The 24,246-nt window shown below is 57.6% G+C and carries 16 protein-coding genes and 2 pseudogenes; 7 read left to right on the top strand and 11 right to left on the bottom strand.

Annotated features, from left to right (window positions below; genetic code table 11):
- Positions 1-190 precede the first annotated feature (190 nt).
- The 3 genes from S101446_RS15565 to S101446_RS15555 form a co-directional block, all read right to left on the bottom strand.
- Positions 191-1,333, bottom strand: a complete 1,143-nt coding sequence (locus tag S101446_RS15565; RefSeq protein ID WP_087608749.1) for an acetoin dehydrogenase dihydrolipoyllysine-residue acetyltransferase subunit — start codon at positions 1,331-1,333, stop codon at positions 191-193.
- Between the two features lies 1 nt (position 1,334).
- Positions 1,335-2,363 (bottom strand): alpha-ketoacid dehydrogenase subunit beta, encoded by a 1,029-nt coding sequence (locus S101446_RS15560; RefSeq protein WP_048852191.1) that lies wholly within the window; start codon positions 2,361-2,363, stop codon positions 1,335-1,337.
- A 166-nt stretch (positions 2,364-2,529) separates the two neighbouring features.
- Positions 2,530-3,495 carry a thiamine pyrophosphate-dependent dehydrogenase E1 component subunit alpha gene (locus S101446_RS15555; protein WP_026018804.1) on the bottom strand — a complete coding sequence of 322 codons (966 nt, stop codon included), beginning with the start codon at positions 3,493-3,495 and terminating at the stop codon, positions 2,530-2,532.
- 217 nt (positions 3,496-3,712) lie between these two features.
- Here S101446_RS15555 and S101446_RS15550 point away from each other — a divergent pair, with 217 nt between their 5' ends.
- Positions 3,713-4,678: a helix-turn-helix domain-containing protein gene (locus S101446_RS15550; RefSeq protein ID WP_087608748.1), complete on the top strand. Its 966-nt coding sequence runs from the start codon at positions 3,713-3,715 to the stop codon at positions 4,676-4,678.
- A gap of 290 nt (positions 4,679-4,968) precedes the next feature.
- The gene (locus S101446_RS15545; RefSeq protein WP_087608747.1) at positions 4,969-6,762 is read left to right on the top strand and encodes a Hint domain-containing protein; all 1,794 of its coding nucleotides are present in this window, start codon (positions 4,969-4,971) and stop codon (positions 6,760-6,762) included.
- 189 nt (positions 6,763-6,951) lie between these two features.
- Here the strand turns inward: S101446_RS15545 and S101446_RS15540 are convergent, their stop codons facing one another.
- Complete coding sequence (locus S101446_RS15540) at positions 6,952-9,201, bottom strand: EAL domain-containing protein (RefSeq protein WP_087608903.1); 2,250 nt, start codon at positions 9,199-9,201, stop codon at positions 6,952-6,954.
- A gap of 73 nt (positions 9,202-9,274) precedes the next feature.
- Positions 9,275-11,248, bottom strand: coding sequence for a putative bifunctional diguanylate cyclase/phosphodiesterase (locus S101446_RS15535; protein WP_244184304.1), 1,974 nt, complete (start codon positions 11,246-11,248; stop codon positions 9,275-9,277).
- A 794-nt stretch (positions 11,249-12,042) separates the two neighbouring features.
- On the opposite strand from S101446_RS15535, the pseudogene S101446_RS18785 reads away from it, so the two are divergent.
- Both S101446_RS18785 and S101446_RS15525 read left to right on the top strand, forming a co-directional pair.
- A pseudogene (locus S101446_RS18785) lies at positions 12,043-12,348 on the top strand (alpha/beta hydrolase); the annotation flags it as partial.
- Positions 12,349-12,528: 180 nt separating this feature from the next.
- Positions 12,529-13,455: a DMT family transporter gene (locus tag S101446_RS15525; RefSeq protein ID WP_087608745.1), complete on the top strand. Its 927-nt coding sequence runs from the start codon at positions 12,529-12,531 to the stop codon at positions 13,453-13,455.
- A 566-nt stretch (positions 13,456-14,021) separates the two neighbouring features.
- On the opposite strand, the gene S101446_RS15520 is transcribed toward S101446_RS15525, so the two are convergent.
- From S101446_RS15520 to S101446_RS15510, 3 genes are all read right to left on the bottom strand, one after another.
- Positions 14,022-16,385 carry a TonB-dependent receptor gene (locus S101446_RS15520; RefSeq protein ID WP_157684857.1) on the bottom strand — a complete coding sequence of 788 codons (2,364 nt, stop codon included), beginning with the start codon at positions 16,383-16,385 and terminating at the stop codon, positions 14,022-14,024.
- A 244-nt stretch (positions 16,386-16,629) separates the two neighbouring features.
- On the bottom strand, positions 16,630-18,066 hold the full coding sequence (locus S101446_RS15515) for a glutamine synthetase family protein (RefSeq protein ID WP_087608743.1): 1,437 nt from the start codon (positions 18,064-18,066) through the stop codon (positions 16,630-16,632).
- Between the two features lie 4 nt (positions 18,067-18,070).
- Positions 18,071-19,399, bottom strand: a complete 1,329-nt coding sequence (locus S101446_RS15510; RefSeq protein ID WP_087608742.1) for an aromatic ring-hydroxylating dioxygenase subunit alpha — start codon at positions 19,397-19,399, stop codon at positions 18,071-18,073.
- Positions 19,400-19,551: 152 nt separating this feature from the next.
- On the opposite strand from S101446_RS15510, the gene S101446_RS15505 reads away from it, so the two are divergent.
- Complete coding sequence (locus S101446_RS15505) at positions 19,552-19,875, top strand: 2Fe-2S iron-sulfur cluster-binding protein (RefSeq protein ID WP_053323772.1); 324 nt, start codon at positions 19,552-19,554, stop codon at positions 19,873-19,875.
- Positions 19,875-21,104: an NAD(P)/FAD-dependent oxidoreductase gene (locus S101446_RS15500; protein ID WP_087608741.1), complete on the top strand. Its 1,230-nt coding sequence runs from the start codon at positions 19,875-19,877 to the stop codon at positions 21,102-21,104. The genes S101446_RS15505 and S101446_RS15500 overlap by 1 nt, the downstream gene beginning before the upstream one ends.
- A 16-nt stretch (positions 21,105-21,120) precedes the next feature.
- Here S101446_RS15500 and S101446_RS15495 read toward each other — a convergent pair whose 3' ends face one another.
- Both S101446_RS15495 and S101446_RS15490 read right to left on the bottom strand, forming a co-directional pair.
- Complete coding sequence (locus S101446_RS15495; RefSeq protein ID WP_053323774.1) at positions 21,121-21,927, bottom strand: IclR family transcriptional regulator domain-containing protein; 807 nt, start codon at positions 21,925-21,927, stop codon at positions 21,121-21,123.
- Positions 21,928-22,236: 309 nt separating this feature from the next.
- Positions 22,237-22,698: a YbaK/EbsC family protein gene (locus S101446_RS15490; protein ID WP_087608740.1), complete on the bottom strand. Its 462-nt coding sequence runs from the start codon at positions 22,696-22,698 to the stop codon at positions 22,237-22,239.
- Positions 22,699-22,948: 250 nt separating this feature from the next.
- On the opposite strand from S101446_RS15490, the pseudogene S101446_RS18500 reads away from it, so the two are divergent.
- A pseudogene (locus S101446_RS18500) lies at positions 22,949-23,419 on the top strand (IS5 family transposase); the annotation flags it as partial.
- A 324-nt stretch (positions 23,420-23,743) separates the two neighbouring features.
- Here S101446_RS18500 and S101446_RS15470 read toward each other — a convergent pair.
- Entirely contained in the window at positions 23,744-24,196 is a 453-nt protein-coding gene (locus S101446_RS15470; protein WP_087608737.1) for a MarR family winged helix-turn-helix transcriptional regulator, read from the bottom strand.
- Positions 24,197-24,246 lie beyond the last annotated feature (50 nt).

The following is a 24,246-nucleotide window of genomic DNA, read 5'->3' as shown; positions in this document are numbered from 1 at the left end:
TGCCTGAAGGAATATTTCCGGATCTGATGCGTGGAATATCCGGCAATTCATGAGAATGCCTGCAGCATCATTTCCAAAATGGAACATACAGGAATGCCGCCTTTTTTGAAAAAAGGCGGCACCCAAAAACTTTTATTCTCTTTATTTGATTATATGACGCTGACTGCAGCCTGTATGCAGGTTTTTGTCCTTACGTGGCGACGACTTTCGACTTCATGAATTCCTCCACCATTTCATTGACCTTGCCTGCGCTTTCAAGCTGGGGCATGTGCCCGATATCGGGCAGGATGTGCCGTTCAACGGCAGTGGACAGGCCATCGGCCTGTGTCACGGGCAGGATTTCATCCTCCCGGCCCCATATCACCGTTACCGGAACATCCACCGCCGCCAGCACGGGGCGCAGGTCATCGCCCTGATGGCCGCCCGGGAAACAGGCATCCGCAACCGTACGCAGGGCAGCCTGCACCCCATCCAGCCGTTTGTAGCGCAGCACGTCATCAGACATGCGCCGCCCGATCAGCGATTTGTCATGCACGAGGTATTTCAGCACATCCTGCACCGCGCGCACGCGATCGGCCTCGATAAAGCCGTTGATGAAGGTCATGTTGATCTGCGGCCCAAGCCCGGCGGGCGCCACCAGCACGAGCGAGGCCACGCTCTGCGGCGCGGCCTGCGCCAGTGTCAGCGCAATGCCACCGCCCAGCGAATGCCCCATGACATGCGCCTGTTCGATTTTAAGCTGCGCCAGAAGCTGCGCCGTAACATCAGCGAAGAATGCCAGCGTGCCGGGCCCGACATCCTTTGATGATTCGCCATGTCCCGGCAGGTCAAAGGCAATGACGCGCCGCCCGTGCGCAAGGGCCGCGTGGTTGAGCATCCAGTTTTTCAGGTCACCGCCAAACCCGTGGATCAGCAGCAGGGGCGTGCCGTCGCCTTCCCCACGTTCATGCACGCGCAGGGTATGACCACCCACCGTCATCATGACCGGTTCATCAGCCGGCGCGCTGTCCGACTGCGCATCGGCTGATGCGGCAAATTCAGCCTGGAAGCGGGTAATGAAGGCATCAATATCCGTATCTGGCACCGCCGGGTCGGCCACCACGCCAATCAATGCGCCCACGGGCAGCATTTCCCCGTTGCCTGCGACCTGCCGCCGCAGCGTGCCGGTAACGGGACTTTCAAAGGCATTGGTGATCTTGCTGGTTTCGATATCAACCAGTTCGTCGCCGGTTTTTATGGCCGTATCCGGTTCGACCATCCACCCGGCAATCTTGCCTTCGGTCATGGCCAGCCCGAATTTGGGCATGGTGATGGGGGTTATGTCATGGGTCATGTCAGACTTTCTCCACTACGCGGTGGGCCATGGTGGCGTTCACGGCGGCCTCGATCCTGTCCACGCTGGGCAGGTACAGCGTTTCCAGAACGGTGGCGAAGGGAACCGGCGTATGCGGCGGCACCACCCGACGGATCGGCGCGCGCAGGGTATCGAACGCTTCCTCCGCCACAATGGCCGCGATATCGGTGGCCATGTTGCACCGTGGGCTGGATTCATCAACGATCACCAGTCGCCCGGTATCGGCCACGCATTCCAAAATGGTGTCGCGATCCAGCGGGGAGGTCGTGCGCGGGTCAATGACCGTGCAACTGATCCCCTTCCTTTCCAGCCGGTCGGCCGCCTGGTTGGCCAGCCCGACCATGCGGCCAAAGGCGACGATGGTGACATCCCGCCCTTCCCGCGTCAGGTTGGCTTCGCCAAACGGGATGGCATAGGGTTCATCCGGCACGTCTTCCTCCTCATCATACATCACCTTGTTTTCAAGGAAGATGACGGGATCATCATCGCGGATGGCTGAAATCAGCAGCCCCTTGGCTTCATAGGGTGAGGACGGGATCACGACCTTCAGGCCGGGAATATGGGTAAACAGCGGATACAGCGCCTGACTGTGCTGGGCGGCGGCATTGAAGCCCGCGCCGAACATGGCGCGGATCACCAGCGGCGTGCGGGCCTTGCCACCAAACATGTACCGGAACTTGGCCGCCTGATTCATGATCTGGTCAAGGCAGCAGCCGACGAAATCGACAAACATCAGTTCCGCCACCGGCCGCAGTCCGGTCACGGCGGCGCCTGCGGCGGCCCCGATATATGATGCCTCGGTAATGGGGGTGTCCAGAACACGGGTGTCGCCAAATTCCTCCAGCAATCCCTTGGTCACGCCCAGCACGCCGCCCCATGCGTCCTTTACGCCAGCCGATCCACCACGCCCGCCCGCGACATCTTCACCCATCAGGATGACGGTGGGATCCCGGCGCATTTCCTGCCGCAGGGCTTCATTGATCGCCTGTCGAAAGCTTTTCTTGCTCATGATTCATTTCTTCCATGCACTGGAGGCCGCTTGAAAACGGCTTGCCGATAAAAAATGAAAGTTTCCGGATATCGCCGTTTCCCAAAAAAGCTTCACCAGAAACTCCCTTATGATTGCAGGATGTTTCCCGGTCCGGTTTTTCAGGCAGCCTCGTTGGGGATAGGGGTCAGTAACGGACGTACACATCCGCAAGCAGGTCGGCGGATTGCGGCAGCGGGTCGTCCTTGGCCTGCACCACGGCGGCCTCGATTTCATCCGCGACGGCGGCGTCGACTTCATCGAGTTCGCTGCCTTCAAACAGACCGGCCTCCGTCACGCGCGTGCGGAACAGCTTGAGACAGTCATGGTCGCGTTTGGCGATCGCCACTTCATCCGCCGCGCGGTAGGTCATGGCGTCACCTTCAAAATGTCCGTACCAGCGCGCCAGGTGGACATGCAGCATGACCGGCCCCTTGCCTTCGCGCGCATGGGCAATCGCCTCACCCGCCGCCTGATGGACAGCGAAGTAGTCCGACCCGTCACATTCGATATAGGGCATGCCAAATCCCGCCGCCCGCGCCCCCTGCGTGCCAGCGCAGGCATAGGACGCGCCGGTGGCCTCGCCATAGCCGTTATCTTCCACCACGAACACGGCGGGCAGGTTCCATACGGACGCCAGGTTGAGACTTTCCAGCGTCGATCCCTCGTTCGACGCGCCATCGCCATAGAACGCCACGGCCACCCCACCGTCGCGCAGGGTCTTGTGCGACAGCGCCGCGCCACAGATCAGCGGCGGCCCGCCGCCCACGATCCCGTTCGCCCCCAGCATGCCGCATGCCAGGTCGGCAATATGCATCGAACCGCCCTTGCCACGGCATACCCCGGTGCTGCGGCCATAGATTTCGGCCATCATGCCCGCGACACCCACACCCTTGGCAATGCAGTGGCCGTGGCCGCGATGGGTGCTGGCTATGGTGTCGTTATCCGTCAAGTTGGCGCACACGCCCACGGCGGATGCTTCCTCGCCACAATACAGATGAACGAAACCGGGGATTTCCCCCGTGGCGAATTCAACATGCAGGCGCTCTTCGAACATGCGGATGGTCCGCATGGCCCGGTAGGAGCGCAGCAGCGTTTCACGCGCTATTTGCATGGTTATTTCCCCTGTTTTTTCTGGTCCCGCAGCACTGCGCCTGTGCATGCCGCCGGGCTGTGTGCAGCACACACGCATTGCGCCATTGTGGACAAGGATGCACCGCGCCCCCTTCACGTCCATGTGACGCGGCGCGTACGAAGTGTCGCGAAACCGCGACACTCAGGCAGGTGTTTATCCGCCAGCATCCCTGAAACACTGAACGCAAAGAAACAGCATGCTGCATGGCCCCAGCTTTTTGCGTCCTGCTTCCGCCTTTCCCGCCATGGATACGGTCCAGACGGGGCTTGAGGCCTCATGGCAGCGCTGCCGGCATGAGTACGGCCTCGACCCCACGACCGCCACCCTGCCGGATGTATTGTCGGGCGCGGAACTGCGGCAGGCATGCCTGCGCATGGGCAGGCTGCTGTATTTTGCGGGGCCGGAAATGGAACGGCTGCATACGGCCCTTGCCCCGGTCGGTTATACTGTCATGCTGTCGGATATGGATGGCATCGTGCTGACACATCAGGCGACCAGCCCCCTCCGGCGCGGTTGCCGCCGGTGGCATTTCTGGCCCGGCGCGGTGTGGGACGAACGCCATGCCGGGACAAACGGCATCGGCACCTGCCTGGCCGAACGGCGCAGCATAAGCGTGCATCGCAACCAGCACTGGCGCAGCGGCCTGCATGGGCTGGCGGGGATTGCGACGCCGGTTTATGACGCATCGGGCCGGATGGCGGGCGCGCTCAATGCCAGTTCGTTCCATCCATCGCCTGATGGCAGCCTGGGCATACTGATCGCATCGAACCTGCTGCAGGCCGCGCAGCAGATCGAACAGGCCTGTTTCATGGACCGATATCGCGGCCACGCCATCATGCTGCTGGGCAATGCGGTGGGGACGTCCGTTCCGCTGGTCGCGCTGGACCGCGACCGGCACGTGGTGGGGGCGACCCATGCCGCGCGTGCGCAGATGGGCATGCCCCCCCTGGCGGATGTCAGCCTGTGCCTGCTTGATGACACGGCCATCCCCGCCCCGACTGCGCCACTGCGCGAAGCCCAGACCATGGCCATCCATACGGCACTGGCCAGCGCACGCGGCAAGGTGGCGGTCGCCGCCCGCATGCTGGGTGTCAGCCGGTCCACCCTGCACCGCAGGATCCGTATCATTGCGGAACAGGAGCAGGCCGGGGCGCGCTCCTGATCGATCAGCCCCTTCCATCCATCCGGCGGCACAAACACATATGAAACATGACGCAGGACCACCCGCCTTTCCCAAGGCGGGCGCGTATTTTTTCAGGTCCACGGCACCAGACGCTGACCGTTCGTTTACGGATTGATCATTTTTATAAAATAGACTGCGAATTCAGATTTTATGGACTTCCCGGCTTGAACCGTTCCAGAAAAAAGGCGCCAGTCATGTTATTTATCAAAATAAAAATCCGTTATCGCAATTTTAAAATGAATATTTGAACACAATAAGGATAAATAAAAATGGCTGATACGAAAATTCTTTATGCATACGGAAACAATGTCGATAGCAGCGGTGATTATGTTCTCGCTCCGGCATTGTGGGTAGCGGGGGTCGCGGGAGTAGGCGGCGGCAGCGCCACATTTGAAGGAAGCAATGTCAATGCGACCCTTTCCTTCGCCCCGACCGTCATCGGTCTGCTGAGCCCCTATTCCGTCACGTCGGAAGACGGGGCGCATGTAACACTGACCGGAACCGACGGGTCCCTTGTATCCGCCCTGACCGGCACCACGATTACCGCGAACGGGGGAACGGTTACCCTGGCGGGTGAAGATGCCATTTCCGCCCTGTCCGGCACCACCTACAATATCGAGAATGGTGGTACACTGATGATCAATCAGGTCCAGGGGGCCGATGCCATCGCAGCCCTGGGGGGATCAACGGTCAATTTCGGGACGGGTGGCGGAACGCTGGTCATCACGCCCGGGTCCAATGTATCCATTCTGGAATTCCCCAGCATCACCGGCTTTGACCAGTCGGGCGCAACCATAGAAATTCCTGATGCTACGGCCATTGCTTCCGTATCGCAGTCCGGCGACAGCACCAATATCGTCACGACTACCGGCCAGACCATTCAGGTTCAGGGTGATTTTTACGATTACGCGACACAGCATAACCTCTTTCAGACAACCAAGGATGGAAATCTGTATATCAGCACCACCCCCGTCAACAGCACGGGGGATACTGGCGTGCTGGTCTGTTTCCTGCCGGGTTCGATGATCTCCATCCCGTCTGGCGCAGTTGCGGTAGAGGATATCCGGGAAAATGATGAAGTCCTGGCGCTGGTGGATGGTCAACTGGTCCCGCGCAGGGTGACATGGGCAGGCAAGGCGCGGGCACATGTCCGTGCAGGCGTGCCTGATGATGAAGCGGGATACCCCGTGCGTATCCTGCAGAACGCCATTGCCGACGGCGTGCCCTGCAAGGACATGTTGATAACGGCCGAACATTGCCTGTTTTTTGATGGCCGGTTCATCCCTGCCCGCATGCTGGTCAACGGGCGGTCGATCTTCCATGACCGTTCCATCACGTCCTATGACTACCATCACATCGAGACGGAAGAGCATTCTGTCATCATGGCCGATGGCATGCTGACGGAAAGCTATCTTGATACCGGCAACCGCCGTGCCTTCCAGCAGGATGGCAATGTCATCCGCATTGGCGAGAAGGTCCGTGACTGGGCACATGATGCCGCGGCCCCCCTTGATGTCAGCCCTGATTTTGCCGAACCCCTTTTTCGCCAGATCGAGGCACGGGCGATTGCGGCAGGCCGCGAAAACGTATCCGAAGCCCCTGTCCTGACTGACGATCCCGCACTTTACCTGCTGACGGAAACGAATACCGTCATCCACCAGATACGCGCGGCCAACGGATTTGTCTTTTTCATGATTCCGCCCGGCGTGCAGGACGTGCGCATCATGTCCCGTACCGCCCGCCCATCGGATACAATCGGCCCGTATGTGGATGATCGCCGGCAACTGGGTGTGCTGGTCAAGGACATCAAACTGTTCGAGGGCAATACCACGCGTGCCATCACAGCCCATCTTGCACAAAATGCACCGGCGGGATGGTACGATGGCTGGTACGCGCCACGCAACGTTCCCTGCCGATGGACGGATGGGCAGTCATCCCTGCATCTGGGCGTGCATCGCGCTACCGCCATGCGCCTGCTCGGCATCGAAATTCTGGCAGGTGGTCCCTATGCCGTTGAAAAGAACAATACGGCCGTAACCGATATGCCGCGCCTTACAGCCTGAACAGGCACGTTTTCTGCGGATACATGATAATGTAAGCCAATCAGGGAAGCAGATGAAATATCTGCTTCCCTATCTGCACCAGTTACCTCCTGAAGACTGCCCTGTCGTAAAAATTGTTGGTAAGGCTTTTTTCAGAAGGCTTCAGCGAACGCTGCCTTTTTGAAAAGATACGGCAGCCAGAAACTTTGATTACTTTGATTTGGCCTGACCTGAATTCTGCTTTTTACCCAATGCCTTGCGCATCGCTGGCATGATTTTGCGTGGCTGCCTGAACCACGTTTCAAGATCCCTGGGCGCCATGGGCTTCGCGAACAGGTAGCCCTGCATGACATCACAATGCAGGCTTTCCAGAAGTTCGTACTGCGCTTCAGTTTCAACCCCTTCAGTAACAACTGTCATGCCCAGACGGTTACCGATACCAATGACGGCGGTGGTCACGGCCTGCGCATTTGCATCATGTTCCAGATTCATGATGAAGCTGCGGTCAATCTTGATTTCCGTCAGCGGCAGACGGGTCAGGCGCGACAGGGATGAATAACCCGTGCCGAAATCATCCATGGACAGACCGACATTCAGGTTCCGGATGGCATGCAGCACGTCCATCGTATCCTTGTTTTCATCCATCATGACGCTTTCGGTTATTTCTACCGTCAACCGCGTCGGTGCGATACCGAAGCGCGTCAGCAGGTTGGAAATCATTTCAGGCAACTGACGCTTGCGGAAATGTCCCGCGGACAGATTGACCGATACAGCCGGAATCACGACGCCATCATGGTCCCATGCGACAATCTGGCGACAGGCTTCTTCCAGGCACCAGGCACCGATCGCCTCGATCTGCCCGGTATCTTCCGCCACCGCGATGAAGCGCGACGGGAAAATATTACCCAGATGTGGATGATGCCACCGTGACAGGGCTTCCACCCCGTACAGGCCCCCTGTCTTTGCCTCGATCTGCGGCTGGTAATGCAGGTTCAGCAATCCCTTGGCCAGGGATTCACGCAGGGCGGACCCAAGGACAAGACGATCCTGCGCCGCGGCATGGTCTTCCGGTGTTGCGACGCGGAATGTGCCCCGCGCTTCCTTCTTGGCAAGACGCATCGCGGCTTCGGCATGGCCGATCAGGGATTCACTGTCCGGCCCGTTTTCAGGAAACATGCTGATCCCCACACTAACCGAGGCCGCAAGGAAATTGCCCCCGATTTCGATGGGTTCCTCCATCCCCGCGATCAGCGTTTCGGCAAATGCCGTTGCATTGGCGGCCCTGGTGTCAGGCAGGATGATGACGAATTCATCCCCGCCTGCCCGGCTGAGGATATAATGGCTACGACACAGGCTTTTGATCCGTATGGCCACGGCCTTCAGGAAATCGTCCCCGTTCGCATGTCCCAGCGCATCGTTAATATCGCGAAAACGGTCCAGATTGAGCATCAGCACCGCGAAATGGTTATCGCCCGGCTTGCCCACCTGGGTTTTCAGGACCTTGTGGATGGCGGTCCGGTTGAGGAAACCCGTCAGGGGATCATAATTCGCCAGTTGGGAAATATGATGCCGGGCATCATACTGTTCGATCAGCACGCTGCAGAACGGCACGCAGCCTGCCACGATTTTCCGGGGCCAGTCGCTGACTTTATTCAGGTTGCGTGAAAACAGGGCGAATATTCCCGATATCTTCCCACTGCCTGCCTTGATGGCGGATGCCCAGCAATTATGAAGGCCAAGCGACACCCCAAGGGATTTGTAACTGTCCCACACGACTGTCGCGGCCTCGTCCAGGTCATTGGACAGGGCCATGATGTCCGCATCGGACAGGGTCACGTTCTCCAGCGCCGCGGCGTAACGTCGGGGCAGGCCGGGACCGGACAGGACGCGCAGGCGATGCTCTTCATCAATCAGGACCAGGATGGCGACGGTATCGGGAACAAAATTTTCAACCTCGCGACAGACAAGATCAGCCACATCCTGGATCTGCATTTCGGTCGAAAGGGACTGGAAGACCGTATTCTGCAGGTCCAGCAGTTTCTTGCGGTGATTTTCTTCCGTTACGGCCTTGATGGACGCCAGGTAGTATTTTTCACCCTTCGGTCCGATCGGGCTTGATGACAGCGTCAGTTCGCCCGTGATGTAATCGCCATGCCTGTTTTCGAATATGATTTCCCGCGACGTGCCGACAATGACGTTGATATCCGTCTCGCGGTTACGGGTGATGTAGCCATCATGTCCCTGCCGGGCGAAATCCGGCACCAGCATCCTGACGTTATGGCCAAGAACCTCGTCCTGCGTATAACCCCACAGCTTTTCCGCGCCGGTGTTGAAAAAAATGACATCATTTTTTTCATTGATCACAACAATGGCCTCGGTCGCGTCATGGAGCAGGCTCAGCGCAGCAGCCCCCGACAGGGCGGGTTTGCGGGACGGTGGGGAAAGAAGAAGTTCATTCATGATGATGGACCAGTTCACAATTGGGCAGGCACGGTGCGTTGGTCTGCATGGGGCGGCAGAACGGGATCATGGATCAGGCGGGCTGCAGTCCCAGTGCTTCGGGCCGCGCGGGACGCCCCAGCAGAAAGCCCTGCCCCGCAACACAGCCTTCGCCCCGCAGGACTTCAAGCTGTCGTGGTGTTTCAATCCCCTCCGCCAGCACGGAAATATTCATGGTGCGGCCAAGGGCCAGGACGGAACGGACGATGGCCGCCGCATCCGAATTGGTTTCGATCCCCTTCATGAAACTGCCATCCAGCTTGATCCGGTCGAACGGAAAAGACCGCAACGTATCAATGGATGAATAACCCGTCCCGAAGTCATCCAGTGCGATCGAAACCCCCAGTTCCTTGATCCTGCGCACGATTTCCAATGCACGTTGCTTGTCATCAATAATTGAAGTTTCCGTTAATTCCAGTTCCAGCCGCGCGGGGGGCAGGCCTGTATTTTCCAGTGTTTCCTGAACCAGCCGCGACAGGTCGGGATGAAAGAACTGCACCGGTGACAGGTTGACCGCCAGTTTGCAGGAAGGATCCCAGTGCGCCGCCTGTGCACACGCGGTCTGCAACACCCATTCCCCCAGGGGAATGATCAGACCATTTTCTTCCGCCACGGGAATGAACTGTGCCGGGGGAACCTCGCCGCGTTCGGGGTGGTTCCAGCGCAGCAGGGCTTCGTAGCCAAAGATCTCACCCGTCGCGATGGCCGTCTGCACCTGGTAATGCAGGGACAGTTCACCCTTTTCCAGTGCGGTCCTGAGATCCGCCGCCAGCGCGCGCGCCTCACGCACGGTTTCATCCATGGATGGTTCGTAATAGGCGACCGTCCGTACCGGGTCCGCCTTGGCACGATACATCGCAAGGTCCGCGCGTGTCACAAGTGTTTCCTTGTCGGTCGCATCCTTCGGGAATAACGCCAGCCCCACGCTTCCGCCCGTTGTGACTTCGTAATCATCGATCGGGATGGGCAGGTTGATGGCCTCCTCGATCCGGGCGACAAAAGCATTCAGTTCGTCAGGATCACTGGTCAGGTGAACCGCCGCGAATTCATCACCCCCCAGCCGGGCCACGAATTCCCCCGCCCCCAGCATCTCGGTAAAACGGTTGGCAATGGTGACCAGAACGGCATCCCCTGCGGCATGCCCCCTGACATCATTGATTTCCTTGAATTTATTAAGGTCGATGCCAATCAGGGCGAACTGCGTTGCGTCCTTTCTGGCCGCATCGATCACCTGGTCCAGATGATCATTGAAGCTGACACGGTTGGGCAGCGACGTCAGGGCGTCGTGCAGGGCCATCTGCCGCATGCGTTCATAAGATTCCGCACGGGTCGCATCATCAATCGAAAAGCTGTTACCACCCGTGGCGACAAGCAGCAGGGTCGTAATGGCCAGCGCAACCCCAAGGACAACCGGTGTATTGCCCCCTGCCGTCAGGTCAGCGGGCAGCATGGTCGTACGCATGGCCGACACGCCGACAAAATGCAGACCGGCAATGGCCGCGACGAACAGGACCGTCGCCAGAAGTTCACAATGCCGGTTCCCGCTGCGCAACAGGCACTGAAGCGACAGGGTGCCAAAAGCCATGCCCAACAGCAGGGACAGCATGATTGTTGGCGCGCTCCATGCCATATGTTCGCCAAAATCCACTGCATACATGCCTGAATAATGCATGCCAGCAATCGCCAGCCCCAGCACGGCGCCCCCCATGGCCGGTCCCATCCGGCTTTTGCTGGTGGTCGCGATGACGGTTGCCGCCAGCACGCCCCCGGCCGCAATCACGAACGAAAACAGCGTGATCGGAATGTTCAGCAGTCCGGCCACGCCGGGCATATAGGCCAGCAGAGCCAGAAAATGGGTACACCATATGGTGGTCGCACCGGCTGCCGCACATTGCAGATACCATGAATGATTTTGCCGCCCTGGTGTTGCAGCAATACGCGCCATGATGCGCATAGTGATCCATGACCCTGCAATACAGACGATCAGGGCAGAAATCAGAAGGGGCATGTTGGAATCCACTATCGTTTCAAGCAATTGAAGCACGGCATTATTCCATGATGAAGCATAGGTCGCAGTATTAATTAATACTTTTATTGATAATATATATACTCATAAATGCAGCATTATTTTTTATGGTAATTTATATTTCACATGTTTTTATTATGCGGATTTTATACGTAAGTTTAATTATTACTTTTTATGTCAGATATCCACCCCCTCTCGATCGCAGACAGAGGGATATGAACACAAATAAAGAAAACGTGATATATTATTTATTCAGTATAGTATAATTATTCGGCGCACTTTCATGAATATATTTTTCTTTCTGGTCCATATTGCTGCACAAAAAGAAAATAAGTGATTTTTCCCTTATTTCCCCGTCACATCGGACGATGTCCGCCCGTATCACCTGCATACCGGCTCACGGCAATCATGAAGGTATGGAACGTTGCTATCACTAAATATTACAGAAACATTGCTTCTTAAAATATTTAAAAAATATATGTAACTATTTATATGAATAAAAATACCTTCTGCATGGTCCCGCCACCCGCACAGGCAGAAGAAACCAGGTCAATACCCATCGCCATTCATGTAAACCAACCCAACGGCATGATGGGCACAATGCCCTGCCGCGGCGGAGATCAGGGTGGTTCATTGCGCCAGACATGCTTGATGCCCCCGGTGCCATGCCGCCATATTGGCGCACAAAGACCAGCCTGAGCATGTGCATTGGTTAGCCCGCAGCAATTTTCAACAATGAGCATCAGTCATCCCGACCGACGCAACGTGGTTATACGATGTGGAAATACCCGCGGAACCTGCTCGTAACACTCTCTTTGCTCACAAGCCTGCCATCCAGGATGTTTGCACATGATCGTCCCCATCCGGATATGCCAGCCATCACGCCTGCCCGGGGTCAGAATGCGCGGATCTCCGACCTGCCCCTGAATGACGGTGAACGGTTGAGATTACTTTTTTCCACCCCGGCCGTCCGACGGGGAATTATCGTCATGTTGCCCGGTGGAACGGGGGATATCGGCCTGGAACAGAACGGGCGCATCCGGCATGGAGACAATTTTATGGTGCGCACGCGCGGCCAGTGGACACTGCCTGTTATATGGGCAGGCCCTGATTTCAGGGGCAAGTCTGCTACCTGAAAAAGATCGGCACGTCATATGAAATCCGACGTGAAAAAATGCATGACTGGATTTACCGACAAGCGCTGGTCTTTCCCCACCGGGATCCATATCTGCGCCTGAACAATTTTTTCGTGAGCAGTCAGGATGAAGAATACCGGTCTTTCGGCGGGCATGATGCTGGCGTTTGCAGCATACGCCGCATTTTCGATCAGTGATGCCTATTCCAAGCTGCTGGCGGGGCAGATCGACCCGTTTGAAGTCGCGTTTTCCGGTGGTATCTTCGGCCTGCTGCTCATCCCCTTCATACGTGGAAAAAACGAATCATACCGTGACCTGTTCGTGATCCGGCAGCCGGTCATGTGGGGACTGCGGGCGGCAGCGACGTTTGTCGCCACGGCGGCGAGCGTCGAGGCGTTCATGCTACTCCCCATGCCGGAGGCTTTTTCACTTATTTTCCTGATGCCGCTTTTCGTAACCGTTCTTTCCGTCGTGCTGCTGCGTGAAAAGGTCTCCACACTGGACTGGCTATCCGTCATCGTGGGCTTTGTCGGGGTGCTGATGGTGCTACGGCCCGGCCTGCGTGCGTTACAGTTCGGGCATCTGTGCGCGCTGATCGCGGCCATGGCGAATGCGGTGGGTGTCATTGCCTATCGGCTGGCGGGAAAAAATACGCCCCGCCTGTCCATATTCAGTTCCAGCCTGTGCGGCCCCCTGCTGGGTAATGGCGCGCTAATGCTGGCGCATGCAAGCTGGCCGCACGGCGCCACGATCTGGCTGTTCCTGTTCGGCTATGGCTTCCTGGCTGCACTCGGGCAACTGCTCATGATGATGGCCGCCACCCGTGCAACCGCCAGCGCGATTGCCCTGCCGCAATACAGCCAGATGCTGTGGGCCGTGGCGTTCAGCTATTATGTATTCCATGAACTGCTGGACAACTGGACCTTTGCAGGCATTGCGGTGATCATCGCGTCCGGCCTGTTCAAATGGGGCTATCCACGCGCGGTGACCAAACTGGCGGCCGTAAGGCGGCAGAGGCTTGTCCCACCATGCGGTCCATACCCGCTGGCCTGACGGCTGTCCGGCACGGTTGGTTGGGGATAAAGCAGATATGGCTCGCTCCTTCCTCCTGAGAACCGGGCATGGGAACCGGGTCGTTTTTTCCTGTCCGTCATGAGAAACGTGGCGTTCCGATTGGCAAGCGACCTGGGATCGCGGCAAAAAGGCATACCTATTTTCATCCCGGGGTCGGCGAACCATGACGCTGGGAATTTGCGGCTATGCAGAACATGCCGCCCGGAAGGTACCTGCAGGCGGCACTGCCACAGACCGGACTTTGACCATCAGATAAACAGTTGTGCCGCAATCTACCACAAACCAAACTCAGGTGACTGGGCACGCCATTTCGCACCGCGTCTGATGGCGCCAGAAAATCTCGGATCTCGTCCGCCGAAGGTTCTTCTGCGGGGCCTTGCCCTTCGAACGGACTTCCTCGAACACAGACCTGGCCTGACGGCCCCTGATGCCGGCGCTTCCTCCGTTCGCATCCCGCGCGTATCCAATGTTCCATCGCAAGACACAAGCATTAGGCGGGTTGATGAAATTCTGGGTTATGCCAATGACGACCCGCAGCCTGACAGTCAGAACTCGTACCTGATCTGGCCGCTGAACCACCGTGGGGTTGAAAACGACGGCGTTGCGGAACCATCAGCCCCGGTAATATCGACATTGTCCGTATAGTAAAAAGCATTGGCGATATTCTTGACATAGAAGGTGACACTCCATCGCCGGTTCAGGCTGTTCCATCCGGTGCTGGCATTGGCCAGGACGTAAGAAGGCATCTGCAGGGATGGCGAATTGACCGTGCTGGCGTACCGTGAATCAACAAAACTCATGTCACCCTGCACGAACAGGCTGCCGAAACTGACCGGCATTTCATAGCGCAGACTACTATTGACCATCCAGTGAGGGGCAAAGGCCATGTTCTGGTCACGCAGGACACCATCGGGCATGGAGACGTTCTTTACAATGCCGTGCATCATGCTGGTCCCGACGGAGAAACTGAGGTTCCTAATGGGATGGGCGGTCAGTGACAGTTCCCCGCCATAGGAATAGGCCGAGGCATTGAACAGTGCTTCAGACAGGACATCCAGACGATAGGCCTGGTAATTGTGGTAATCATAGTAGAATGCGCCTACATCCACATCCAGCTTGTGATGGAACCAGCTGGTCTTGATCCCTGTCTCGAAATCCCACAGGTCTTCAGGCTTGACGACAATATTCCTGAAGGTGGCACCCGGTGCGATGGCTGTCTGTGCCTCCAGCAGGACGCCGCGCGTGCCCCGACTGATCGTGCCGTAAACCATGACCGGCCTGATCGGTTTCCACGACAGCCCGACCTTGCCGCTCCAGTCCTCGTTGGTAAAACTGCCACCCAACTGGTAACCGGTCGGTGCGGAATGGGGGCCTGCCGCACACAGGGCCGGGGTCATGCTGCAATAGGCAAGGCTATGGATTGACTTGCTGTCAACGGTAAAGCGCGCGCCGACCGTTGCGGTAAGGGTGCGGGTGATCTTATAGTCCGTCTGTGCAAAGACCGCCCCGGTATTGACGTTCTGGTGGTAAAACGTATCGGTTGACCATGCGGCGGGGTAACCGCCGAACATCCCCTGTCGGTAATCCCCGTTGATGTGAAGGTAATACATTCCTGCCAGCCATGACCACCTCCCTGCATGGCCCGTCAGGTTCAGTTCCTGCGACGCCTGCCATGTATTGGCGCTGGTATTGTAGTTCAGTATGGACAGTTCGGTTCCATCCGTATCTTCCTGGTAACGTTTGCGCATGGCAAAGACATCGGAAATGGATGTCAGCACGAAGTGGCCGCTACGCCAGGTTGCCGTGTTGGTGGCACCGTAAAGCTGGCGCTGGAAAAAACCGGGCGTGCTGGACGATACGGTATACGGATAGCCCTTGGGGCGCTGGCCGCCATAACATGTAAGCGATCCGGCCGCCGGCGCACCAAAGCCTGCGCCAGCACAGAACGATGCAAACTGCTGGTTATTGGCAGGGGTGCTGAGCCCGTAGTTGGAACTGTCAAGATATGTGGGGGTTACGGCGTAAATACCGGCGGTTACATTGGGTACATACCCGCCATGGAAATTGATCAGATCCTCGAAGTGGCTGCTCGGGCGCCACAGGAACTGCAGGCGCGCATTGTATTCGCGCACATTCCCGAAATCCCCGCCAAGTGTATTGTGAATATAGCCGTTGCCCCGCGTTGTCTGGAATGAAAGACGGGCCATGAGCGTAGACGTAAGGGGGCCACCCACGGCGGCTTCCTCGCGGAAAGTGCTGTAGCTGCCATAGGATGCCTGGGCATAACCTGACAGCTTGTCGGTCGGTTTGGCTGAAATAAGCCTGACCGAACCGCCGGTGGTATTGCGCCCACCGGTCGTCCCCTGCGGGCCACGCTCGATTTCCACGCGGTCAAGATCGAACATAGCCCCGCCGATCGCGCCGGGAAAACTGATATAGGCCCCGTCGGAATACACTGTATTGGGTGATTCCTGATGATCTGAAAAGTCGAGATTGGCAATACCACGAATGGTAATGATCGTTGAGGTGGAGGCCTGCCCCATCTGGGAAATCATGACCCCGGGGGCAATGCGGCCCAGTTCGGCGGTATTGGTTATATTGCGTTCACGTAGCTCCTGTTGCGAGACATAAGTAGTGGAGGCGGCAACGTCCTGCCCGTTATGGCGCATGCGTGCGACCGACACACTCAGCTTTTCCGGCGCGGCCCCGCCTGGGGTGGCGGTCTTTGGCGTGGCGGCCGTGTGGGCGGCGCGGGGCCGGAGATCGCCGTGCGCCGAACGCGTGCGGGAATTGTGGGCAGGCGCATTGTTTGCATGGGCCGTGCGGCTGTCTGCTCCCCACGCAATCAAGAGAGAAGACGTCGAGACACAGAGCCATCGTCTAGTCGTGCCAGCGTAATCCATATCCATATCTCTCCTTCGGCACATCCGGGTGTGCTGCGATAGAAAAGTGCATCTGATTTGATAGGGATTGTGTTCAATTAACGAACATTTTTCCAATAAATATGATCGTTTATAAAACGTAACGAGTCAATGAATATCGCCAATTCCCATGAATTATATTCCTGATCAAAAGTATAAAAATGATATGTATTTTATTGAAAATAAGGAACAATTTCCGGATTGGAATAATTCGGGATATCAGTTGCGAAAATCAGAACATGTCGAAATATTCCCTGTGTTCCCATTCCGAAACCTCCAGATTGTAGCGCCTGATCTCCGCCTTCTTTATTTTTATGAAATACTTCACGAAATCCGTTCCGAACTCCCTGCTGAACAGTTCACACTGCTCCAGTGCGCCAACGGCCTCTTCAAGCGTAGCAGGCAGGAAGGGGGCATCTGTCGAATACGGCGTATCCGCCGATGGCCCGGGGTTGCTGCGCCTGTCCATGCCATCCATGCCGCATGCAACCTGTGCGGCAAGATACAGATAGGGGTTGGCGGCCGGTTCCCCCACACGGTTTTCAATCCGTGTTGCCCTGTCACCATACTCACCCAGTACGCGCAGCATCACGCCTCTGTTGTCGGCTCCCCATATGGCGCGGTCCGGTGCAAGGGAAAATGGGCGGTAGCGTTTGTAGCCGTTGATGGTGGGCGTGGAAAAAACCGTGGCAGGAACAGCATTGTCCAGAAGTCCGCCCAGCCAGTGCATGCCAATGTCCGACAGGGGCGCATCTTCACACTGTGCCATGAACAGGTTGTTCTGGCCCGTGGCATCACATAGCGACTGGTGCAGATGCCAGCCACTGGACATGACATGGGGAAGGCGTGGACGGCACATGAAACTGGCATGATAGCCATGCCGCCGCGCGATCTGTTTTACCGCGCTGCGGAACAGGATCATGTCATCCGCCGGTTTGAGGCCACAGGCGGCATTGAAGACGAATTCAACCTGGCTGGGCCCGAATTCCACTTCCATGCCACGGAGCCCGAGGCCAAGTGCCTGGATGTGTTTCCTTAGTATTTCAAAAAACGGATCCAATTGGTCGTAATACAGTTCCGTCAGGTAATTGTAGCCCTTATGCAGCAGTTCGACATCAGGCGGGGTGCCCGGCTGTCCCGCATCTGTCAGCGCCACGCGGGGGTCGGTCAGTTTCATGAGGTGGAATTCCACCTCCAGCCCGCTCATGAAGCTGTAGCCAGCCGTATCGAGCTTTTCCAGCATGTTCTGGAAAACATGGCGCGTGGAAAGTGGCACCCGGCGACCGTCACGAAAATACAGGTCGCACAGTATCCAGCCCGTATGCTCCGCCCAGGGCAGTATCCTGAATGTCGAGGGATCAGGCACCATGATCATGTCGGCCGAACCCCGCATTTCGGGCATGTCCGACTGGTCCCCCGATTCAAATATGGGAATGACGGTCCGGTGGGATGTATCTTTCATCAACAGGGATGAAGAAATCGAAATACCTGAAGAAAAGGCGCTTTTTACTTCATCGGCAACCACCGCCTTACCACGCAGGATACCGTGCTGGTCGGGAAAGGAGAAACGGACAACCTGGATGCCATCCAGTTCGATACGCTGCACGATCTCGGATGCCTGCCGGGACTGTGATGTGTTCCACAGGCCATTCTTTTCAATGAATCCCATGGCGCTATTCCTCTTTTTCAGTCTCGGCAGCATGCCAGGGCGCACCGTTGCGGCGGCGCAGGTCGACCGCGCGCCAGTATGCCTCCCACCCGCTGGTCGGGCCTACGCCATCCATTGTCGCAGGACCGCGTATATGTGTGGCCTGTTCGGGATCGAGGACCATCATGGGTGTCTGCCCGTTGGCCGCCTGTTCGATCGCACGGACCAGCATGCGGCGGAACGCGATGATGCCCTTGTCGGTCTGGCCCAGGTGCTCGCGGGTGCGGTCCTGGATTTTCCCCTGTGACTCAATGGCCCACTGGTCATGCACGTTAATGTCCTCGCCCATGCCGGTATAGGTATGGTGGGCCTGCTCATACGGATCGAATCCGTAATCATTGAACCGGCCAACACGGGGACGGTAGTCGGGCAGTGTATAGAGCTTGAGGCGCTGGGCGCGCATCGTTTCCTTGTCAACCGGCTGGTCGAAACTGGTAAAGATGGCGTACCAGTAACAACTGGTGTCATCAATGGGCACATGCCACTGCGTTATGGTCATGTCACTGGACAGTGGAATGACAAAAGCCTGCGGGAACATTACGTTGGTTACACGGACATGGGTGCTGCTTTCACTGATTTCACGCAAGGCAATGATACGCAGGCCGTAATCGGTGGGTTCCACTTCAATATCAGGGCAGGGAAATTCCCGTAATACACGGGTCATGGGAATATCGCTGTCAGCCGATGTGGCCCGGAACTGGCGGCCATAGGCAGTGTCCTGTTCCTCGTCCTTGAAAAAACGATGCAGGAAGCTGGCATGGGCAGGGTCCATGCCCACTTCGAGCGCCTGCAGCCAGTTGCAGTCGATCAGCCCCTTGAAGGCGAAAACATAGGGGCCCGGCGCCAGGAAACAGTCCATGTCAGGAAAGGCGGGCGGCTGGCCTTCACCCAGATAGACAAAAATGATCCCGCTTCTTTCCACAACGGGATAGGATTTCTGATGGATATGCTTGCACAGCCTGCTGCCCCTGGGTTCGGCCGGGGTCTGCAGGCAGTTGCCATCCGTATCAAAAAGCCAGCCATGGAACGGGCATCTCAGTCCCCCGTCCTCAAGCCTCCCGAATGCCAGGTCGGCATTGCGGTGGGGGCAGTCCCGATCCAGGAAACCAAGCTTTCCGCTCTCGTCACGGAACAGCACGAAGTCCTGCCCCAGAAGCCGGACCGGACGGATGGCGCGCTCTCCCTCCACTTCAATGGCAAGCGCGGCAGGCTGCCAGTAACAGCGCAGCAGCTTGCCTGCCGGCCTGTCGGATGTGATGCGTGTGATCAGGTCATTTTGGGCGGCACTCAGCATTGCAGGAACATGCCTTTCGCGGTTTATGGCCAGAGATCGGTTCGACTACCGAACTATGTTTTGTTATACGAACAAATTGTTGCAAGAAATCCGGAAAGGATGCAATGTCGTTTTGATTTCGGATCGATATTTTTTTGTGATCGGAACTTCCCATGCCCAGAATATTTTTTATTACGCCAGACAACAGAACCACCGAAGTTGATGTAAGTGGTTCCATTACGGTCATGCAGGCGGCCATCCAGGGCGACATCCGCGGGATCGATGCCGAATGCGGCGGCGCATGCGCCTGTGCCACGTGCCATGTCTATGTTGACGAGGCGTTTGTCGACCGCCTGCCCCCCATGCAGGAAGACGAGCAGGAAATGCTGGAAGGTGTCGCGGCTGAACGCCTGCCAAACAGCCGCCTGTCCTGCCAGATCCCGATGACCGATGCGCTTGACGGGTTGCGGGTGCGCATTCCGGATCGCCAGTTCTGATGGAGCGCGCGATCCTGACCATCGGGGCATCACATGCCGGTGTCCAGTTTGTAGCGAGCCTGCGTGAACTGGGCCATACCGGCCCCATTACCCTGATCAGTGATGAACCCGATTTCCCTTATCACAAGCCGCCACTTTCAAAGGCGTTCATGCAGGGAACGGCCAGTGTCGCAAACCTGAACCTGCGCGGGCCGCAGTTCTTCCATTCGGCCGGCATCGATTTCCGGCCCGGTCTCCGGGCTGCCGGGTTGGACCGCGATGCCCGGCGGGTCACGCTCAGTGATGGCAGTACGGTGGCCTATGACGTGCTCATGCTGGCCACCGGCGCGCGCGTGCGCACATGGCCGGGTGAAGTGCTGCCCCGTAATGTGTTTGCCCTGCGCTCCCTGCATGATGCCCGCAGACTGCACGATGCGATCACCACCACGACCGGGCCAATCGTGGTGGTGGGCGGGGGGTATGTCGGCCTTGAGCTTGCCGCGACATGGAGCGTGATGACAGGGCGCGACATACTCATCATCAACAGCGCATCACGGCTTCTGGCGCGCTCCGCGTCGCCAGAACTGGCTGCCGTGGCGCAGGCGCAGTTCTGCGCGCATGGTGTTGGCATGCGCCTGGGGGTGTACGCACGGCAGTTCATGGCTGATGCCAGCGGCAATGTCTGCGGTGTCGTGCTGTCGGATGGCACGCAGGTACCAGCATCGCTTGTGGTGCTGGGTACGGGGATCGTGCCCAATCAGGAACTGGCGCAGATTGCGGGCCTGGCGTGCGATGATGGTATCGTAGTGGATGAACAGTGCAGGACTGCGGATGAAGCCATCTTCGCGGCGGGTGACTGCACGCGTCATGTCAACGGGTATGCCGGGCGGACGCTGCGGCTGGAATGTGTACAGAATGCACATGACCAGGCACGCGTTGCGGCTGCGGTCATCTGCGGGCACGATGCCCGTTATCATCAGGTGCCCTGGTTCTGGTCCGACCAGTTTGACACGAAATTCCAGACGGTGGGCCTGCTGCCCGAGGCCCGTTCACTATGCGTGACACGCGGCACCCCCATGGCGGGAAAGGGGGCGTATTATCACTACGACATGGCGGGAAAGCTCGCGGCAATCGAAACGATCAACATGCCGGCCGAACATATGCTCGGCCGCAGGTTGCTGGCGGCAGGCCTGTCCGTCCCGGCAGACAGGGTGGCTGATCCTGCCTTCAATATCCGCCAGATGCTTTAGCAGGCTGCCTGTGCCGTTACAGCAACTGCGTGCGCAGGCTGTCCGTGACCTCGCGCAGGCAGGGCAGATATTGCTGTTTCATTTGCTCAGGCGTGGCCTGTTCAATCCGCATGCCCACATTCAGCGCGGCAACCGGCCTGCCATCATGGCGGAAGACGGGCACGGCCAGCGCGCGATACCCGATCTCCGCTTCCTGATCGATCAGGGCATAGCCTTCATCATGTATGGCCTTCCATCGGGCACGCAGCGTTGCCTTGTCGGTTACCGTCAGGGTGGTCACCTTTTCGGGTTCAAGATTTTTGAGGAATTCCTCCCGTGCCGGTTCCGGCTGGCTGGCCAGCAATACGCCGCCAACCGCGCTGCAGAAGGCAGGCAGCCGCAGGCCTATCCCTTCCAGCATGCCATAGGCCTGCACCTTGCGTGGTGAGGCATAGGCCACCATGACGGCATCATGCCCATCCAGAATGGCGACGGAACAGGTTACTTCCAGCCTGGCCGCCAGTTCCTCGCAGATCGGCTGCAGGATCATGGCGACAGGATCAGCACCCAGATAGGCCGACGCCAGTTGCAGGATGGTCGGGCGCAGGCTGAACAGCCGGCCATTTTCGGACATGTAGCCCAAATGGACCAGTGTCAGCAGCGTGCGCCTTACGGTCGCGCGGGGCAGGTCCACAATACGGGCGATATCGGCCAGGGATAGGGCCGGACGTGTTGCGTTGAACACGGATATGACTTTCAGGCCCCGCGCAAGCGCTTCTGAAAAATCGCGTCCTACGGCGTTCTGTGCACGTGTTGCCGCGTCACGCTCACGTAATTTGGCCACCGGTCTTTTCTCCTGCTCTGGTCTGTCGGTCTGCGCACGCTACCAGCATATAGCCGGGCGGCAACCCGGCCCATGTGCATTGGACCTGCGACGGTTTTATGCCGGTCAGGAAGTGATTATGCCACTCCTGCTTCGCAAAGCCGGAGGGTTGATACCGCGATTGTAGAAACCATTGATAATACCAGAAGATGACTGCAGTCGCCTGACGACAGATCAGGGCCTGTTGGCACCCATGAAACGTCAGGCTACGTGCGCTTTCTGGATATGAAAACTTTTAAACGAATAACGGAGATGAGGTGGAAGCCGAAATCAGCACTGACTGACATCCACCCACTTCGCACCGACAAGTTCCGCCAGCCGGTCAGGTGCCAGACACACGGAACTGTTCCGATCCCCAGCGGCTGGCCAGACCACATCAAACGCACGCAGTGAAGCATCACAGAAAACCCGAACCGGCTGCGGCAGTCCGAAAGGACACACGCCACCAACCGGATGGCTGGTCAGTTCCAGCACTTCTTCCGCAGGCAGCATGCGGGGCCGGTTTCCAAACGTATCCTTCGTCTTGCGGTTATCCAGCCGTCCCGTGCCCGCCATCACAATAAGGATCCGTTCGTCCCCGACCTTCAGCGCCAGCGTCTTGGCAATCTGGCCTTCCTGTACCCCGAGCGCCTGAGCGGCTTCCGCTACCGTCGCCGTGCTGTCCATCAGCACCACGGGTCTGATGTCTGGCGCCTTCGTTTCGAAAAATACCCGTACGGACTCCCGGCTCATGTCTTTTTCCTCCTGATACGGAACGACTGTCTGTAAACCGGTTGATTACACATCAAGCATTTCCCTGCGACAATTGCAGTTCCGGTCACAGCGGCGTCACCTGAAAACTGCTATTGCCGATCATGACACAGCCATCGGCCTCAATCCCGAAATCGCACACGACATCGCCCGGCGCGGCCTTGTTGCACGGAACGGATGGCTACGCCACGTTCAGATGGTGTTTTCGTCCGTGCCATCCAGCCGGTCTCTCCGCCGTCTACGGCGCTGGTGCGAAAGCGGTGTAATCGAAAGGGTTTTCCGTCACCTAACTGCAGATCATGACAATGAATACATGATGGTCGACAGCACGATCCGTCCTGCGATGCTCTGGGCAACGCGGTGGAACTCGATATCACACCGGGTCAGGATGCCGATATCACTCTGGCAGAACAATTTCTGGAAAGGATCGACCCGGATGCTTTCCTTGTCGACAGGGCTTATGACGCGGACAGCCTAATCGACCGGCTGATGCAGCATGGAATCACCCCCAGTCATCCCACCAAAAAGCAACAGGACAACACAACGGGAAACGGACTTCGCTTTCTACCGGGAACGTAATCCTGTCGAGCGTTTCTTCAACAAACTCAAACAGTTTCGAGCCATCGCAACACGCTACGACAAGCTCAAATCCACATTCCTCGCCGCCGTCCAGTTCGCATCAATTACTATCATGCTTAACTGACGATACGCCGTAGCAGCCCAGTTCTGCGGCATCATGACAACTTGGTATACCCCGATGCCTCACGGCCGCTGGTTGCATCGGGTGTGCCTGAACCAGTCAGGACTTTTCCTGAGCAGATGACACGGCCCTCCTATGTGCTGAACACGCAGTTCAATCCGGAAGTCGCAGTTACGTTCAAAGAGCCATAGGCCTACGCCATGATCGGCGCACCGGTGTCCGCCAAGAAGACATTTGTCGCCTGTCTACTCCATTCTTGAAGACGACATACGGCTTTACGAGGGAAGCAACCGGTTTGGTTCTGGTGACAGATTTTCACTGGATTTATCATCGCATCAGGTCGTCAGCGAAGCGTCGCAAAAGCGTCCGTAACTGATCGAGGTCGGCATCCGTCCAGTCGACGAGAATGCGGTTCGCCAGCCTCTGGCGGGCCGCATTCAGCAGGTCGACCATTTCCTGTCCCTTTCCAGTCACTGTCGCTTCGCGAATACGCCTGTCCGCGGCAGACGGGTGGCGCTCGATAAGGCCCAGTTCTTCCAGCCTGGTCATCTGTCGGCTGATCGTCGTATGATCACGCCCTGTACGGTCCGCGAGTTCGACAACACCGACAGGACCGTAACGCCATACGCGCGCCAGAAGCGGAAACAGGGCGCGATCCAGTGGAATGCCCGCTTCTTCGATCAGTCGATCATCCCGACGTGGCCGGTTGATTTCATCGACCAGATCGATGATCGCGGCATGCAGTCCGCGCAGGATATCGGGATCATGTGTATTATTCACGCTTTTTGTTGCCCTGGACGCCGCTCTGAGATACGTGAATATTACACATT

Origin of the sequence: Komagataeibacter europaeus (assembly GCF_002173515.1) — a bacterium.
GTDB lineage: Bacteria > Pseudomonadota > Alphaproteobacteria > Acetobacterales > Acetobacteraceae > Komagataeibacter > Komagataeibacter europaeus.
Note: the sequence above shows the minus strand (reverse complement) of the source record. Positions and strands in the feature narration are given on the sequence as shown.

Bases quoted from the DNA above. Each gene is read 5' to 3' on its own strand.
- S101446_RS15560 (WP_048852191.1), bottom strand. From the start codon at position 2,363: ATGAGCAAGAAAAGCTTTCGACAGGCGATCAATGAAGCCCTGCGGCAG.
- S101446_RS15565 (WP_087608749.1), bottom strand. From the start codon at position 1,333: ATGACCCATGACATAACCCCCATCACCATGCCCAAATTCGGGCTGGCC.
- S101446_RS15540 (WP_087608903.1), bottom strand. From the start codon at position 9,201: ATGAATGAACTTCTTCTTTCCCCACCGTCCCGCAAACCCGCCCTGTCG.
- S101446_RS15500 (WP_087608741.1), top strand. From the start codon at position 19,875: ATGGAGCGCGCGATCCTGACCATCGGGGCATCACATGCCGGTGTCCAG.
- S101446_RS15535 (WP_244184304.1), bottom strand. From the start codon at position 11,248: ATGCCCCTTCTGATTTCTGCCCTGATCGTCTGTATTGCAGGGTCATGG.
- S101446_RS15545 (WP_087608747.1), top strand. From the start codon at position 4,969: ATGGCTGATACGAAAATTCTTTATGCATACGGAAACAATGTCGATAGC.
- S101446_RS15510 (WP_087608742.1), bottom strand. From the start codon at position 19,399: ATGCTGAGTGCCGCCCAAAATGACCTGATCACACGCATCACATCCGAC.
- S101446_RS15555 (WP_026018804.1), bottom strand. From the start codon at position 3,495: ATGCAAATAGCGCGTGAAACGCTGCTGCGCTCCTACCGGGCCATGCGG.
- S101446_RS15505 (WP_053323772.1), top strand. From the start codon at position 19,552: ATGCCCAGAATATTTTTTATTACGCCAGACAACAGAACCACCGAAGTT.
- S101446_RS15490 (WP_087608740.1), bottom strand. From the start codon at position 22,698: ATGAGCCGGGAGTCCGTACGGGTATTTTTCGAAACGAAGGCGCCAGAC.
- S101446_RS15520 (WP_157684857.1), bottom strand. From the start codon at position 16,385: ATGGATATGGATTACGCTGGCACGACTAGACGATGGCTCTGTGTCTCG.
- S101446_RS15515 (WP_087608743.1), bottom strand. From the start codon at position 18,066: ATGGGATTCATTGAAAAGAATGGCCTGTGGAACACATCACAGTCCCGG.
- S101446_RS15525 (WP_087608745.1), top strand. From the start codon at position 12,529: ATGAAGAATACCGGTCTTTCGGCGGGCATGATGCTGGCGTTTGCAGCA.
- S101446_RS15550 (WP_087608748.1), top strand. From the start codon at position 3,713: ATGCTGCATGGCCCCAGCTTTTTGCGTCCTGCTTCCGCCTTTCCCGCC.